Source organism: Sandarakinorhabdus rubra (genome assembly GCF_010994245.1).
GTDB classification, from domain to species: Bacteria; Pseudomonadota; Alphaproteobacteria; order Sphingomonadales; family Sphingomonadaceae; genus Sandarakinorhabdus; species Sandarakinorhabdus rubra.
The window spans coordinates 1-14,082 of sequence record NZ_WMHO01000048.1 but is presented as its reverse complement, the minus strand read 5'-3'; the positions used below and the strand labels follow the sequence as shown (position 1 = coordinate 14,082).

The following is a 14,082-nucleotide window of genomic DNA, read 5'->3' as shown; positions in this document are numbered from 1 at the left end:
CTTCGAGGCCTGGGCGGAGACGGTCGCCGCCGAAGCCGAGCGGACGCGCCAGCGGCTCGACACGAAGCTGCGTGCCGAGGAACACTGGCTGCAGCGCGGCGTCACCGCCCGGCGCAAGCGCAACATGGGCCGGCTCGCCAAGCTGATGGACCTGCGCGCCACCCGACGCGCGCTCGACACCGGGCCCAGCGTGGCACGCATCGCCACCCAGGCCGAGGACCCGGGCTCGAAGATCCTGATCGATGCGAAGAACATCGGCCTGACGCTGGGCGGGCGGGTGCTGTTGAAGGATTTTTCGTTGCGGGTCAGGAAGGGCGACCGCATCGGCATCATCGGCCCCAACGGCGCCGGCAAGACGACGCTCATCCGGTTGCTGCTGGGCCAGATCGCGCCCGATGGCGGCACCATCACCCGCGCCGCGACGCTCAATCCCACCATCATCGATCAGCAGCGCCAGCGGCTGAAAGGCCGCACGGTCCGCGAGGTGCTGGCCGATGGCGGCGAATGGCTTGAAGTGAATGGCGTCAAGAAGCATGTCGCCGGCCATCTGAAGGACTATCTGTTTGGGCCGGAGGTGCTGGATGCGCCGGCCGAGACGCTGTCGGGCGGCGAACAGTCCCGCCTGCTGCTCGCCCGCGAGTTCGCCAGCCCGTCAAACCTGATGGTGCTGGATGAACCGACCAACGATCTCGACATGGAAACGCTCGACCTCATCGAGGAGGTGATCGGCGACTATGATGGCACCGTGCTGCTGGTCAGCCATGATCGCGCCTTCCTCGACCGGGTGGTGACCATGATCGTGGCCCTGGATGGCAACGGCGGCGCGCAGGTGAGCGTGGGCGGCTGGAGCGACTGGGCATCACGACGCAGCACGGCCGAGGCCACCGCCCGGCCAAAAACCACCGCGCCGGCCGCCACCGCGCCGAAGAAGGCCAGCAAGCTGAGTTACAAGGACGCGCGTGAACTGGCCGAACTGCCGGCGCGCATCGCCGCACTGGGCCAGGACATCGCGGCGCGCGAGGCGGCACTTGCCGACCCTGATCTCTATGCGAAAAACCCGCAGCGCTTTGCCGCGATCACCTCCGAACTGGACAGTCTGCGGGTGCAGCTGGACGCGGCGGAACTGCGCTGGCTGGAACTGGCCGAGCAGGAAGAGCAACTCGCCGGCTGACACCGCTCAGGGGCGGCGCTCCATCAATATGTCGTCCACGATCACCCCTTCGACCCTGATGGCATCGGGGTCCACCGCATAGGGCCGGAACCCGCAGGCGAGATACAGCGCGATCGCCGGCGCATTGGCGATGGCAACACTGAGCCTGACCAGTTCGACCCGCCCGCGCGCCAGATCGAGCACGGCCTCGATCAGGGCGCGCCCTGCCCCGGTCCCGCGCGCTTCTGGCGCCACGTACATGCCAACAAGGTGCCCGCAATGGGCATGCTTGCGGCCCGGCTCGATGGCCAGCGCCGCCGTGCCGACCAGCGCATCATTTGTGAAGGCCCCGAAGGTCGTGCGGTGCTCCAGACGCGCCAGCCAGTCCGCCATCGGCCAGGCAGCCTCCTCCTCGGCATCGGCGCCGAAGGCATGGGGGTGCGCTGCGAGCCCGGCCAGACGCAACGCCCGATAGGCGTCGACGTCGGCCGCGGTCAGCTGGCGGATGCGGATCGCCGGATCACCCGCAGAGTCTTCAGGCAACTTCCACGCCCGGCGGCACATCCGGATCGACATGGCGCGGCGTCACCACCCTGAGCGGCGCCGGCGCCACGCGGCCAGTGTCGTGGGTGCGGATGAACTTTTCCACCACGGGCGCAATGGTCTGCCGCCACTTGCTGCCGTTGAAGATGCCATAATGGCCGGCACCTTCCGCCAGATGATAATGTTTCTTCTTCTCCGGCAGGTTGACGGCTAGTTCAAGCGCCGCCTTGGTCTGGCCGATGCCGGAAATGTCGTCACGCTCGCCTTCGATGGCCAGCAGCGCGGTCTTCGTGATCGCCGCCGGATCGGCCAGGCGGCCGCGATGGAAGAACTGCCCGGTGGCCAGCGCCTGGCGCTGGAACACCAGGTCGATGGTCTGGAGATAGAATTCGGCGGTCATGTCGCACACCGAGCGATACTCGTCGTAAAAGGCCTTGGTGGCCTCGGCCGAATCCTCGTCACCCTCGATCAGGTGGCGGAACATGTCCCAATGCGATTGCATGTGGTTGGCCAGGTTCATGGTCATGAAGCCGGACAGTTGCAGGAAGCCCGGATAGACCTTGCGACCCGCGCCCGGCCAGATGGCCGGCACCTCCTGGATCGGCGTCTGCTCGAACCAGGCATAGGGCCGCTTCATGGCCAGCGTGTTGACGGCGGTGGGCGCGCGGCGGGTATCGACCGGCCCGCCCATCAGCGTGAGGCTGGGCGGCGCGCAGGGATGATCATCGGCATTCATCAGCGCCACGGCCGCATAGGCCGGCACCGCCGGCTGGCACACGGCGATCACATGCGTGTCGGGCCCCAGCAGTTCCAGATATTCGATCAGATAATCGACATAGTCGTTGAGGTCGAAGCGGCCTTCCGACAGCGGCACCAGCTTTGCGTCACGCCAGTCGGTGATGAACACGTCGTGATCGGGCAGCAGCCGTTCGACGGTTCCGCGCAGCAGCGTGGCATAATGGCCCGACATCGGCGCCACCACCAACACGCGCGGATCCTGCTTGCCGCCGCCAACGCCCTGCGGCACGCCGCGCCGGAAATGCTTCAGTTGCCCGAACGGCTTGCGCAGCACCACCTCCTCGGCCACCGGCACCGCTTCGCCATAGATCAGCGTGCTGTTGAGGCCGAAGGCTGGCTTGCCGCGCGGCTCCACCGCGTGGGCAAACACCTCCAGCGCACGCGCCATCACGGGCGCCGCCGGTGACCAGGCAAAGGGGCTGGTGGCTGCCAGCAGCCAGTCCGAACTTGTCCGCGCCGCCATGCCGGCCCCGGCCAGCCAGGCCTTTTGCATCTCGTAGGCAGTATAGAGCATTGAATAACCTTCCCGCGCCGGCCGGGCACATCATATTGCCCTGCCGTATCGCACCTGCAGCATAGCCACATGATGCTCTGATTGCTGCATGAACATGACGCAATGCACAAAGCGATGAAATGGTGGCCTGCAACAAATTTGCAACAGGCGCCGCAGGCCAGTGTGTCGCGGTGCGATTGCCCGGTGCAGCCATTGAGCAACGCCCCTACCCCTGTTATCAGCCGCCATGGCTTCCCCCCCGCCGAAACCGCCCCTGCCCCCTGTGGCAGAGCGAAAATTGTCCCGCCTCAAACTGTTGTGGCGCTTTTCGCGGGCCTATCCCTGGCATCTGACGGCCGCGCTGGTGGCGCTGGCGGTGGCCGCGCTGTCGACGCTGGCCATCCCCCAGGGCCTGAAGATGGTGGTCGACAACGGCTTTGCCCGCGGCAGCGACCCAGCGGCCATCACCCCCTTCTTCACCGGCTTCCTTGGCCTGGTGATGGTGCTGGGCCTCGCAACCGCCGTGCGATTCTATTTCGTCACCTGGATCGGCGAGCGGGTGGTGGCCGATCTGCGCACCGCGGTGCAGGCGCATCTCGTCACCCTCGATCCGGTGTTCTTCGAGGAGAACCGCCCGGCCGAGATCGCCAGCCGCATCACCTCGGACACCGCGATCATCGAGCAGGTGGTTGCCACCTCGGCCAGCCTTGCCCTGCGCAACAGCGTGATGGGCATTGGTGGCATCATCTACATGTTCTGGGTCAGCCCCCGCCTCACGCTGCTGATGCTGCTGGTGATCCCGCTCACCATGGTGCCGCTGATCCTGCTCGGCCGCCGGGTGCGTGACCTGTCGCGCGCCAGCCAGGACCGGGTGGCCGATCTCGGCACCCTCGTCTCCGAAGTGCTGGGCGCTATCCGCATCGTGCAGGCCTTCACCCAGGAACGCCGGGAATCGGCGCGCTTCTCCGCCGCCGTTGAGCGCAGCTTCGACACCGCCAAGCGCCGCCTGCGCCTGCGCGCGCTGATGACCGCACTGATCATCACCCTGGTGTTTGGCGCCATCACTCTGGTGCTGTGGCAAGGCGCGCTGGGCGTGATCGCCGGCACGCTGTCGGGCGGGTCGATCGCTGCCTTCGTGTTCGCCGCCGCCATCGTTGCCGGTGCCTTTGGCACGCTGACCGAAGTCTATGGCGATTTCATGCGCGCCGCCGGCGCCTCCGGCCGGATGGAGGAGCTGCTGGCCGCAAGGCCGCAGATCCGCGCTCCGGCGCAGCCGACGCCGCTGCCGGTGCCTGCGCTCGGCCGGCTGGAGCTGGATGGCGTGCGCTTCCACTATCCGTCCAAGCCCGACGCGGCGGCGCTCAACGGCTTCAGCCTCAGCATCGCGCCTGGCGAGACGGTGGCCGTGGTCGGCCCGTCGGGCGCTGGCAAGTCAACGCTCTTCCAGCTCGTCCAGCGTTTCTATGATCCGGAAGGCGGCGAGCTGAGGATCGACGGCGTGCCCTATACCGCCGCCGATCCGCAGGCCATTCGCGCCCGCCTCGCCGTGGTGCCGCAGGAAACCGTGATCTTTGCTGCCAGTGCGCTGGAAAACATCCGCTATGGCCGGCCCGAAGCCAGCGAGGCGGAGGTGTGGGCCGCGGCCCGGGCGGCCCATGCCGATGCCTTCCTGAAGGACCTGCCCGACGGGATTCACAGCTTCCTGGGCGAGGCCGGCACCCGCCTGTCGGGCGGCCAGCGCCAGCGCATCGCCATCGCCCGCGCCATCCTGCGCGATGCCCCCATATTGCTGCTCGATGAAGCCACGAGCGCCCTTGATGCAGAGAGCGAGCAGCTGGTGCAGGCCGCGCTCGATGATCTGATGAAGGGTCGCACCACGCTGGTGATTGCCCACCGGCTGGCCACCGTGCGCAATGCGGACCGCATCGTGGTGATGGACAAGGGCCGCATCGTCGCCACCGGCACGCACGACAGCCTGCTGGCCAGCGGCGGCCTCTATGCGCGGTTGGCGCGGCTGCAGTTCGATCAGGTTGCGGCCTGAAGCGCTACTGGGCCGTGTAGCCGCCGTCCACCACCAGTTCGGCGCCGGTCATGAAGCTGGATTCGTCGCTGGCCAGGAACAGGATGGCGTCGCTGATCTCCTTCGGGTAACCGAACCGGCCGAGTGGGTGCGCGGCGATGAGGGCACCCTTCATCTCGTTGCCATCCTCGCGCGCCGCCAGCGCGCCAGCCACCATCGGCGTCTCGATGAAGCCGGGGTGGACACTGTTCACCCTGATGCCCAGCGGCGCCCATTCCAGCGCTGCCGCCTTGGTGAGCAGCGCCACGCCGCCCTTTGACGCGCAATAGGCCGCCGCACCGGCCAGCCCCACCTTGCCGAGGATCGAGCTGATGTTGATGATGCTGCCGCCGCCGGCCTGCGCGATGCGCGGTCCGGCATGGCGCAGGCCGAGAAACACGCCGTCCAGGTTGACGGCCAGGATCTGCCGCCACGCATCATAGCTGTGATCCATCAGTTCATGGTTGCCGCCGGCGATACCGGCATTGTTGACCAGTATGTCGAGCCGGCCGAAATCCTCCACGGCATGTTCCACCGCCGCCGCCCAATCTGGGTGGGAGGTGACATCGTGCAGGCGGAACAGTGCCGTGCCGCCCTGCGCGACAATGCCGGCCGCCACCTCCTCCCCGCCGATGTCGAGGTCGGTCAGCAGCACCGCCGCGCCTTCCTGCGCCAACCGCCGCGCCGTCGCCGCCCCGATGCCAGATGCCGCGCCGGTGACCAGTGCCACCTTGCCTGAAAGCCGTGCCATGTCGTGGTTCCTCCCTTTGCACGGTTGACGCTAGGGCGGAACGTGGGCGGGCGATACTGGGGGATTGCGGGGTGTTTGGCGGGCGCAAGCGGCGGCCGAGCCGAGCCACAGTCAGATGAATCAAAAAGGGCGGCCTGTTGGGGCCGCCCTTATTGCTCGCCATCTGAACTTGCGCGAGTCCGAGGATAACGTCACGCGTTATCGTCAGGTCGCACTGTGGTCAGTTCGCGTAAGCCTCGTTGCCGACGAAACCCATCTTCTCGATTCGGGCTTGCTGTGCAGCGGCCATCACCTGATCCACCAGCTCGTAACGGGCCTCGGCTTCCGGCCGAAGGCGCAGCTCCGGCTGTTCCGGTAGCGCACTTGCCTGGGACAGGTAGCCCTTGAGGGTGTTCATGTCGACTTCCGTCTTGTTCCAATAGATATTGCCAAGGAAGTCGATGTCGATCTGGTTGAACACCGGGTCGACATTGCTGGGGTTGGGGTTCGGCGGCGGCAGATCCAGCTTCACGGCATGGGTCTGCACCGGGATGGTGATGATGAACATGATGAGCAGAACGAGCATGACGTCGATGAGCGGCGTCGTGTTCATTTCCACCATCGGGTTGTCGTCACCACCCTCTTTGCCAACTGACATGGCCATTGGCCAAACTCCTGTCTCTGGTGTGGCCGCCCGTCTCGGACGGCCACAGTCACATCATCAATCGCGCGTCACGAACCCGGGAACCGGCTCCGAGATGAAGCCGACCTTCAGGAAACCGGCCCGCTGCATGGTGAAGACAACCCCACCGATGCAGCGATAGGCCACGTCCTTGTCGCCGCGGATATGCACTTCCGGCAGTTCGATCTTGCCACCCAGGGCTTCCTGGCGGGCAATCTCGTCCTTCAGCGCCTTGACGCCACGGTCGAGCAGTTCCTGCTTGCTGGTCACCAGCGTCTGACCCCAGTAGGTGTCGCAGTTCCCATCCACCGAAATCAGCACGTTTTCCGGCTTGGTGGTGGTGGGAAGGTTGGTCACCGTCGGCAGGGTCAGCGGCACGGTCTGGATGACGACGGGGACGGTGATCAGGAAGATGATGAGGAGCACCAGCATGACGTCGACCAGCGGCGTCGTGTTGATCTCGTTCATCGGAGCGTCTTCGCTCTCGTCCTTGCCGACACTCATTGCCATGGGTCTGTCTCCCCTATGTGGCGATCAGACCGTTACTTCTTGACCGCAGGAGCAGCAGCCGGAGCAGCCGGGGCGGCCATGGCAACCTTCGGACGCTCGATGCGGGCACCCGACACCAGCGCGCCATGCACGTCGGCGGTGAAGTTGTTCATGCGGTCCATCACGTCCTTGTTACGACGGATGAGCCAGTTGTAGCCGAGCACGGCGGGCACGGCGACGGCCAGACCCAGGGCGGTCATGATGAGCGCTTCACCCACCGGGCCGGCGACCTTGTCGATCGAGGCCTGGCCGGCCAGACCGATGTTGATCAGGGCGCGATAGATGCCGACGACGGTGCCGAACAGGCCGACGAAGGGCGAGGTCGAGCCAACGGAGGCCAGGAACGAGAAGCCGGTGGTGAGCTTGCCGGCGATCGCCGAGCTCGAGCGGTTGAGCGCCATTGTCACCCACTCATGCTGGTCGATCTTGTCGGTCAGGCGGCCTTCGTGGTGATCGGCAGCGCGCAGGCCGTCATCGACGATCTGGCGGAACGGCGAGTTCTTGTCGAGCTTGGAGGCGCCGGTCTTCAGATCCGAGGCCGACCAGAACTTCTTTTCCAGCTCGGCGGCTTCCGACAGGATCTTCTTCTGGTCCAGGTACTTGGTGATGATGATGAACCAGCTGTAGAGCGACATGAACACCAGGAGGCCGAACACGGACCAGGCAATCGGCCCACCCTGCTCGAGCGCGGCCATCAGGCCATACGGATTTTCTGCGGCTTGGGTCTGCATCTTCTTCTTCCCTCGGTTATAGTTTCCCGGCGTGGCGCTGGCGCCTTGCCGAATCCAGTGACGTTCCTGTCAGTTTTCCAGTTTCCAGCGCACCGGCTGGGTCTTGCGCTCTGCCACCGGCTGCCCTTCGCGGGTCGCCGGGTTGAAGCGCCAGCGGCGCTGGATGATGTTGCAGGTGGCATCATCGAGACGCTTGAAGCCGCTCGACTGTGCCACGGTGCATTCCGTCACCCGCCCGTCGGTACCGATCAGGTAGGTCACGCGGACCACGCCTTCCTCTTCGGCAGCACGCGAAGCGCTCGGATAATCATCGGTGCTGATGACGTTGCCGCGACCACGCGGAGTCGCCGGAGTGGGGGCCACGGCCGGCGGGGCCGGCGGGGCAGGCGGCGCTGGCGGGGCCACGCGAGGCGGATCCGGCTGCGACACCGTCGATTGCGTGGTGATGGTGTTGGTCGGGGCATCCGACTGCACGGTCACTTCCGGCGGCGGCACGAAGGGCGGGATCTCCACTTCCTTCGGCGGCGGCGGTGGCGGCTCGTCCGGCGGCGGCGCCTCTTCCTTCACGTTCACCGCTTCAAGCGGATCAACGATCTTCTTCACCACTTGGATAGCGAAGCCGGTAACGATGGCGTAACCGAGCAGAACGTGCAGCACGGCGACCACGCCGAGCGCAATCTGCCGGTTTTTGCTCATCCCAGGTGCGTCCATGTATGACATGGCTGGACTGGCACTCCCTTGTCGTCGGGAACAGTCGCGGACAGAGGACCCCCCTCAACCCTGCGCCCTTCCCTCTGCGTGCCCCTTAGCCGCAAGCCGAGCGGCCCCGCAACCGGCTTTTTGCCACATTCCGGCCAGAGTTGACCCAAATGGCGCCGCGCTACGTCGATTGCCCCAGCGTGAAGGCCCTGATGGCCGGCATTTGTTCCCCTGCCCGCTTCAACAGGGTGGAATGCGATGAACGGAGGCCCGCCGGCCCCGTGGATGACGTGGTTGCCGGGATTGGCACCTAGCCGCTACGATGGTGGGATGCCCCGCATGATTCTGCCCATCTGCCTGATTCTTGCCACGATTGGCCTGCCCGGACTCGGTGCACAGGCCCAGCCGGCAGCGCTGGTGACGGCCTCGCCCGACCGGCTGGCCAGCTTTGCCGACGTGGCGGAACTCACCCTCGCCAGCCCGGTGATCGTGCGCGCCACCATCACGCGCGCTGCCGCCTTGTCGCGCAAGGCGGCACCAGATGTCGCACCCGGCCGCGCCCGGCTGCTGGTCACCGTGGCGGTCTCCAATCCGTTGCTGGCACCTGCCGCGCTGCCCGCCAGCCTCGTCTTCGCCTGGGATGCGCCGCTGGATTCGCGCGGCAAGCCGCCCAAGGTCACCGGCATGGAGGTGCTGGCCTTCCTCGCAGCCCCCGGCGCCGGCGGTGCCACGCGGTTGATCAGCCGGCGCGCCGTGCAGCCGTGGGACGAGGCGCTGGCCGACACGGTGCGCCGCGTGGCGCGTGAAGCCCGCAGCAGCGACGTGCCCGACGTGCGCGGCGTCACCAGCGGCTTTCGCGACGTCGGCACGGTCGCGGGCGAGAGCGAGAGCCAGTTCTTCCTCGCCACCACCGATGACAGGCCGGCCGTGCTGGTGGTGCAGAACCGGCCCGGCGAGGCCCGCCGGGTGGCGGTGGCGCGCGGCGACATCATCGACGAATCGGCCCAGCCGGTGCAGCCCGGCACCTTGCTCTGGTATCGCCTGGCCTGTTCGCTGCCCGCCCGTCTGCCGGCAGCGGCCGGTGGCAATGATCCGGCGCTGGCGCGCGACTGGCAGACCGCGATTGCCAGCCTCGGCCCCTGCGGCCTTACGGGCTAGGGCGGACGGCCTCGTCGCGTTCCAACGCCACGAAATCCCGATCGAAGGCCACGAGGTGCGCGCCGCCATCGACGAAGATGGTCTGGCCGGTGACGGCCGGCGCCTCGGCCAGCCACGCCACCGCGCTGGCGAGGGCCGCGGGATCGGGCAGGCGCTCCAGCGGCATCAGCGCCGCCAGCCGCTGCATCTGGGCCGGGCTATAGTCGGCGGTCGGCAGCGTGAGCCCCGGTGCCACCGCGTTCACCCGCACGCGCGGGGCGAGGCTGCGCGCCAGCAGTGGCAGCGCGGCAGCCAGCGCCAGCTTTGACAACGTGTAGGCGAACTGGTCGCCATGCGGGTGAGCAATGCGCTGATCGAGCAGCAGCACCGATGCCGCCTGCTGGCCTTCGGGCGTGTCGCGCCACAACAGGCGCGTGAGCTGCACCGGTGCGTCGCAGTTCACCGCCTGGTGGCGGCGGATCGACACGGCGGTGGCGCTGGCGGCATCATCATCAAGGAACAGCGAGGCATTGTTGACCACCAGGGAAGGAACGCCGCCCCATGCGGTCACCTCGGCCCACAGACGGTCAATGGCCTCCGGATCGGCGAGATCGGCGATGAACTGGTGGTGGGCAACCCCGGTTTCGGCCAGCACGTCGGCCAGCGCCGGATCAAGCGTGGCATCGGCCCTGGCATGCAACGCCAGCCGCCAGCCACGCCGCGCCAGTTCGCCGGCAATCGCCGCCCCCACCCGCCTGGTGCCTGCGGTGATAAAGGCCAGCGGTGCCGTCATGCCCGGGTCCGCGTGAGGGTGATGCCGATGGCTTCGCCGGCCTCGCTGATCGCCAGCTTGTGGACCGCGACCGTGACCTTGCTGACCCGCCGGTCGCTGGCCAGCACGCGCCGGATGATGGTGTCGGCCACCGATTCGACCAGCTTGTAGTGCACGCCGTCAGTGGAGATGGCGATGATCTCGCGCTTCAAGTCGAGATAGTTGTGCGAGGCGCTGAGCGGCGTTTCCGGGCCATAAACCGCCTGCGCGTCGAGCACGGCCTCGATGCTGATCCTGAGCGGCTGCGGCCGCCCGGTTTCTTCGGAATAGATGCCGGTGAGCACGGGCACTTCCACATCCCGCACCCACAGGCTGAGTTCGCTTGCCATCACCACATCCTGCCAGAGGTGGCGGCGGGTTAGCCGGTTGCTGCTCACGGTGCAACAAAGCGACCATGGCGACGGTGGATTTGCCGCGCCACTGCGGCTAACGGCTGGGGCAGGATGAGCGAGCCGCCCCCAACGCCAGCGCCCGATCGCTTCTCGGAAGAGACGCAGACCTACACGGTGCGCGGCAAGGAGGCGCCTGACCTCGAACTGGGGGTGGAGACCATCCGCCGCGTCGTGAAGACGCTGCCGCTGCGGCCCGGCGTCTATCGCATGCTCGATGCGGGCGGCGAGGTGCTCTATGTCGGCAAGGCGCGCACGCTCAAGAACCGGGTGACCAACTACACTCAGGTCGCCCGCCTGCCCCGCCGCCTGCAGCGCATGGTGGCCCAGACCCGCTCCATGGAGATCGTCACCACCGGCAGCGAGGCCGAGGCGCTGCTGCTCGAAGCACAGCTGATCAAGCGCTATCGCCCGCCCTATAATGTGCTGCTCCGCGACGACAAGAGCTTCCCCTTCATCCTGCTGCGCGAAGACCATGATTTTCCGCGCATTTCCAAGCATCGGGGGGCGCGGGTGGCGAAGGGCAGCTATTACGGCCCGTTCGCCAGCGCCGGCGCGGTGAACGCCACGCTGAACGCGCTGCAGAAGGTGTTCCTGCTCAGGAGTTGCACCGACAGTTTCTTCGCCAATCGCGACCGGCCCTGCCTGCTTTATCAGATCAAGCGCTGCTCGGCGCCCTGTGTTGGCCGTATCGACGAGGCCGCCTATGCCGAACTGGTCGCCGACGCCATGGGCTTCCTGTCCGGCCGCACGCAGGAAGCGCAAAAGAAGCTGGCCGGCGCCATGCAGGCGGCTGCAGAGGCCATGGATTTCGAGCGCGCCGCCGTGCTGCGTGACCGGCTGCGGGCGTTGACCTTCATCCAGGGCAGCCAGGCCATCAACGCCGCCCAAGGTTCTGGTGCCGCGACCAGCGAGGCCGACGTGGTCGCCATGGCCAGCGACGGCGGCGCCGTGTGCGTGCAGATCTTCTTCATCCGCGGCGGCCAGAACTGGGGACACCGCAGCTTCTTCCCCGGCCACACCGACGGGGTGGATGCCGCCGAGATCCTCCAAAGCTTCCTTGGCCAGCTCTATGCAGACCTGCCGCCGCCCCGCGAGCTGCTGCTCGACCGCGCCCTGCCGGAAGCCGATCTGCTGGCCGCCGCCTTGTCGGAACGGGCCGGGCGCAAGGTGGCCATCCGCCATGCGCAGCGCGGGCCCGCCAAGCGCCTTGTAGAACAGGCGCAGCGCAACGCCGAAGAGGCCATCGAGCGCCGCCGCGCCGAGACCACGACGCAGGCCAGGCTGCACCGCGAACTGGCCGAGATCTTCGAGCTGGACGGCCCGCCGCAACGCATCGAAATCTATGACAACAGCCACATCATGGGCACCAACGCGCTGGGCGCCATGGTGGTCGCCGGGCCGGAGGGCTTTCAGAAGGGCCAGTATCGCAAGTTCAACATGAAGGACGAGAGCATCACGCCGGGTGATGACTTCGCCATGATGAAGGCCATGCTGCACCGCCGCTTCGCCCGGCTGGAGGCCGAGGACCCGGACCGGGAGAGCGGCACCTGGCCCGATCTTTGTCTGATCGACGGCGGCAAGGGCCAGGTGGCGGCGGTGATGGCGGCGCTCGCCGAACTGGGTGTCGAAATCCCCGTGGTCGGCGTCGCCAAGGGGCCTGACCGGAATGCGGGGCGCGAGACCTTCCACCTGCCGTCGGGCCGCGAACTCACCCTGCAGCCCAACGCCCCGGTGATGTTCTATCTGCAGCGCCTGCGCGACGAGGCACACCGCTTTGCCATCGGCGCCCACCGCGCCAAGCGAGCGAAATCATTGACGCAAAGCCCGCTCGACGAGGTGCCCGGCATCGGCCCGGCGCGCAAGAAGGCGCTGCTCATGCATTTCGGTACCAGCCGGGCTGTGAAGGGCGCCACGCTGGCCGATCTGGAACGCGCGCCCGGCATTTCCAAGCAGATGGCGCTGGCCATCTGGCAGCACTTCCACCCCGCCGGGTGAACGGCTAGGCTGGCGGCCATGGCCATCACCCTGTTCACCGCGCCGACGCCCGATGGCTACAAGATCTCCATCGCGCTGGAAGAGCTGGGCCTCGATTACGAGGTGCGCACGCTCGACCTGGCGGGCGGCGAGCAGAAGCGCGCCGAGTTCCTGAAGCTCAATCCCAACGGCAAGGTGCCGGCGCTGATCGATGACGGCTTTGCCATCATGGAATCGGGCGCCATCCTGATCTGGCTGGCCGAAACGTCCGGGCGGCTGTTGCCCGACAACCGCCAGGCCCGGTCCGAGGCGCTGCAGTGGCTGATGCTGCAGGTCGGCGGGCTGGGGCCGATGATGGGCCAGGCCAATCTGTTCGGGCATTACTGGCCAGAGAAGCTGCCGGCCGTGCAGGCGCGCTACCTGGGCGAGGTGAAGCGGCTGTTCGGCATCCTCGATGCCCGCCTTGCGACGCGCGATTATCTGGCCGGTGACTACAGCATCGCCGACATCGCGCATTTCTGCTGGGTGCGCACTGCCGGCTGGACGGGCGTCGACATCGCCCCCTTCCCGCGCCTGTCGCGCTGGGTGGAGGCCATCGCCGCCCGCCCCGCCGTGCAGCGCGGCCTGAAGGTGCCCGACGTATCGCCGGTAAAGGAAGGCGGCGACAACAGCGCCTTTATCGCGCGAACCAAGAAGCTGATGGGGATCGGGCCGAGAGAGGCCTAGGGCGAAGCCTGACACAAAACAGCAACAATTTGCATGAAGTGGCCATGTCCACCGGCTCTTGACTTCATCGGCCGGTCAGCATTTCTTGTGCCATGCGCCCGCTGCTTGCGATTTTGCTGTCTGCCAGTCTTGCAATTGTTATGCCGCCCGGCCCGGCCATGGCGGCCGATCCTGCTGCGATTGTTGCAGACCAGCTGGCCGGTATGCCGCCGGAAGCCCAGCCGCGTCTCGTCGGATGGCCAGCCGATGTGCGGGGTGTTGCCGCTGCCCTGGCGTCGATCCAGCGCTTTGCCGGCCCGGCAGACCGGGTTCGGCTGGACAGGCTGTTCGGCAATGTAGCCGAGCAGCGCTTCTTGGCGGGCCTGGCGCTCGACCATTATCGCGCCGCCCTGGCTGACGGGGCCACCGGAACAGATCGCGCCGCCGTACTGCTCGGCATGGCCCGGGTCCAGAGCTGGTCTGACCGCGACGCCGCCCGCCGCACCCTTGCCGAGCTGGATGAAGTGCCGGCAGCAGCTGCGGCGGCAGGGCAGCTCAGGGCGCGCATGGCGCTGGCCGACGGTGATGCAGCCACCGCGCGCGCCCTG

General features: G+C 67.2%; 15 protein-coding genes. 5 read left to right on the top strand and 10 right to left on the bottom strand.

Features of this window, described 5'->3' with window-relative positions:
* On the top strand, positions 1-1,171 hold a 1,171-nt coding region (locus GJV64_RS04795; RefSeq protein WP_164156142.1), incomplete at its 5' end, for an ATP-binding cassette domain-containing protein.
* Positions 1,172-1,177: 6 nt separating this feature from the next.
* Here the strand turns inward: GJV64_RS04795 and GJV64_RS04790 are convergent.
* Positions 1,178-1,693 carry a GNAT family N-acetyltransferase gene (locus tag GJV64_RS04790; RefSeq protein WP_164156141.1) on the bottom strand — a complete coding sequence of 172 codons (516 nt, stop codon included), beginning with the start codon at positions 1,691-1,693 and terminating at the stop codon, positions 1,178-1,180.
* Positions 1,686-3,005 carry a polyhydroxyalkanoate depolymerase gene (locus tag GJV64_RS04785; protein WP_164156140.1) on the bottom strand — a complete coding sequence of 440 codons (1,320 nt, stop codon included), beginning with the start codon at positions 3,003-3,005 and terminating at the stop codon, positions 1,686-1,688. The genes GJV64_RS04790 and GJV64_RS04785 overlap by 8 nt, the downstream gene beginning before the upstream one ends.
* 226 nt (positions 3,006-3,231) lie before the next feature.
* On the opposite strand from GJV64_RS04785, the gene GJV64_RS04780 reads away from it, so the two are divergent.
* Positions 3,232-5,025, top strand: a complete 1,794-nt coding sequence (locus GJV64_RS04780; RefSeq protein ID WP_164156139.1) for an ABC transporter transmembrane domain-containing protein — start codon at positions 3,232-3,234, stop codon at positions 5,023-5,025.
* Between the two features lie 4 nt (positions 5,026-5,029).
* Here the strand turns inward: GJV64_RS04780 and GJV64_RS04775 are convergent, their stop codons facing one another.
* The 5 genes from GJV64_RS04775 to GJV64_RS04755 all read right to left on the bottom strand — a co-directional run bounded on the left by GJV64_RS04775 (position 5,030) and on the right by GJV64_RS04755 (position 8,431).
* Positions 5,030-5,794 (bottom strand): SDR family NAD(P)-dependent oxidoreductase, encoded by a 765-nt coding sequence (locus GJV64_RS04775; RefSeq protein ID WP_164156138.1) that lies wholly within the window; start codon positions 5,792-5,794, stop codon positions 5,030-5,032.
* Positions 5,795-6,014: 220 nt separating this feature from the next.
* Positions 6,015-6,437, bottom strand: coding sequence for an ExbD/TolR family protein (locus GJV64_RS04770; RefSeq protein ID WP_164156137.1), 423 nt, complete (start codon positions 6,435-6,437; stop codon positions 6,015-6,017).
* A gap of 57 nt (positions 6,438-6,494) precedes the next feature.
* On the bottom strand, positions 6,495-6,965 hold the full coding sequence (locus GJV64_RS04765) for an ExbD/TolR family protein (protein ID WP_164156136.1): 471 nt from the start codon (positions 6,963-6,965) through the stop codon (positions 6,495-6,497).
* Positions 6,966-6,997: 32 nt separating this feature from the next.
* Complete coding sequence (locus GJV64_RS04760; protein ID WP_164156135.1) at positions 6,998-7,735, bottom strand: MotA/TolQ/ExbB proton channel family protein; 738 nt, start codon at positions 7,733-7,735, stop codon at positions 6,998-7,000.
* A gap of 69 nt (positions 7,736-7,804) precedes the next feature.
* Positions 7,805-8,431 (bottom strand): energy transducer TonB, encoded by a 627-nt coding sequence (locus GJV64_RS04755; protein ID WP_164156134.1) that lies wholly within the window; start codon positions 8,429-8,431, stop codon positions 7,805-7,807.
* A 342-nt stretch (positions 8,432-8,773) separates the two neighbouring features.
* On the opposite strand from GJV64_RS04755, the gene GJV64_RS04750 reads away from it, so the two are divergent.
* Entirely contained in the window at positions 8,774-9,592 is an 819-nt protein-coding gene (locus tag GJV64_RS04750) for a hypothetical protein (RefSeq protein ID WP_164156133.1), read from the top strand.
* On the opposite strand, the gene GJV64_RS04745 is transcribed toward GJV64_RS04750, so the two are convergent.
* Both GJV64_RS04745 and GJV64_RS04740 read right to left on the bottom strand, forming a co-directional pair.
* Positions 9,582-10,364, bottom strand: a complete 783-nt coding sequence (locus tag GJV64_RS04745) for an SDR family oxidoreductase (RefSeq protein ID WP_164156132.1) — start codon at positions 10,362-10,364, stop codon at positions 9,582-9,584. The genes GJV64_RS04750 and GJV64_RS04745 overlap by 11 nt on opposite strands.
* Positions 10,361-10,732, bottom strand: a complete 372-nt coding sequence (locus tag GJV64_RS04740; protein ID WP_164156131.1) for a dihydroneopterin aldolase — start codon at positions 10,730-10,732, stop codon at positions 10,361-10,363. Before GJV64_RS04740 ends, GJV64_RS04745 begins: the two co-directional genes overlap by 4 nt.
* A 114-nt stretch (positions 10,733-10,846) precedes the next feature.
* Between GJV64_RS04740 and uvrC the strand changes: the two genes are divergently transcribed.
* Both uvrC and GJV64_RS04730 read left to right on the top strand, forming a co-directional pair.
* Positions 10,847-12,790, top strand: coding sequence for an excinuclease ABC subunit UvrC (gene uvrC, locus GJV64_RS04735; protein WP_164156130.1), 1,944 nt, complete (start codon positions 10,847-10,849; stop codon positions 12,788-12,790).
* 18 nt (positions 12,791-12,808) lie between these two features.
* Entirely contained in the window at positions 12,809-13,495 is a 687-nt protein-coding gene (locus GJV64_RS04730; RefSeq protein ID WP_164156129.1) for a glutathione S-transferase family protein, read from the top strand.
* On the opposite strand, the gene GJV64_RS04725 is transcribed toward GJV64_RS04730, so the two are convergent.
* Positions 13,492-14,082 (bottom strand): hypothetical protein (locus GJV64_RS04725; RefSeq protein ID WP_164156128.1); only part of this gene is annotated, 591 nt, incomplete at its 5' end. The genes GJV64_RS04730 and GJV64_RS04725 overlap by 4 nt on opposite strands.

What these genes read in the sequence shown, in the direction of transcription:
- GJV64_RS04750 (WP_164156133.1), top strand. Translation starts at nt 8,774, where the DNA reads ATGATTCTGCCCATCTGCCTGATTCTTGCCACGATTGGCCTGCCCGGA.
- GJV64_RS04765 (WP_164156136.1), bottom strand. Translation starts at nt 6,965, where the DNA reads ATGGCAATGAGTGTCGGCAAGGACGAGAGCGAAGACGCTCCGATGAAC.
- GJV64_RS04775 (WP_164156138.1), bottom strand. Translation starts at nt 5,794, where the DNA reads ATGGCACGGCTTTCAGGCAAGGTGGCACTGGTCACCGGCGCGGCATCT.
- GJV64_RS04745 (WP_164156132.1), bottom strand. Translation starts at nt 10,364, where the DNA reads ATGACGGCACCGCTGGCCTTTATCACCGCAGGCACCAGGCGGGTGGGG.
- GJV64_RS04785 (WP_164156140.1), bottom strand. Translation starts at nt 3,005, where the DNA reads ATGCTCTATACTGCCTACGAGATGCAAAAGGCCTGGCTGGCCGGGGCC.
- GJV64_RS04755 (WP_164156134.1), bottom strand. Translation starts at nt 8,431, where the DNA reads ATGAGCAAAAACCGGCAGATTGCGCTCGGCGTGGTCGCCGTGCTGCAC.
- GJV64_RS04770 (WP_164156137.1), bottom strand. Translation starts at nt 6,437, where the DNA reads ATGGCCATGTCAGTTGGCAAAGAGGGTGGTGACGACAACCCGATGGTG.
- GJV64_RS04740 (WP_164156131.1), bottom strand. Translation starts at nt 10,732, where the DNA reads ATGGCAAGCGAACTCAGCCTGTGGGTGCGGGATGTGGAAGTGCCCGTG.
- GJV64_RS04780 (WP_164156139.1), top strand. Translation starts at nt 3,232, where the DNA reads ATGGCTTCCCCCCCGCCGAAACCGCCCCTGCCCCCTGTGGCAGAGCGA.
- GJV64_RS04760 (WP_164156135.1), bottom strand. Translation starts at nt 7,735, where the DNA reads ATGCAGACCCAAGCCGCAGAAAATCCGTATGGCCTGATGGCCGCGCTC.
- uvrC (WP_164156130.1), top strand. Translation starts at nt 10,847, where the DNA reads ATGAGCGAGCCGCCCCCAACGCCAGCGCCCGATCGCTTCTCGGAAGAG.
- GJV64_RS04730 (WP_164156129.1), top strand. Translation starts at nt 12,809, where the DNA reads ATGGCCATCACCCTGTTCACCGCGCCGACGCCCGATGGCTACAAGATC.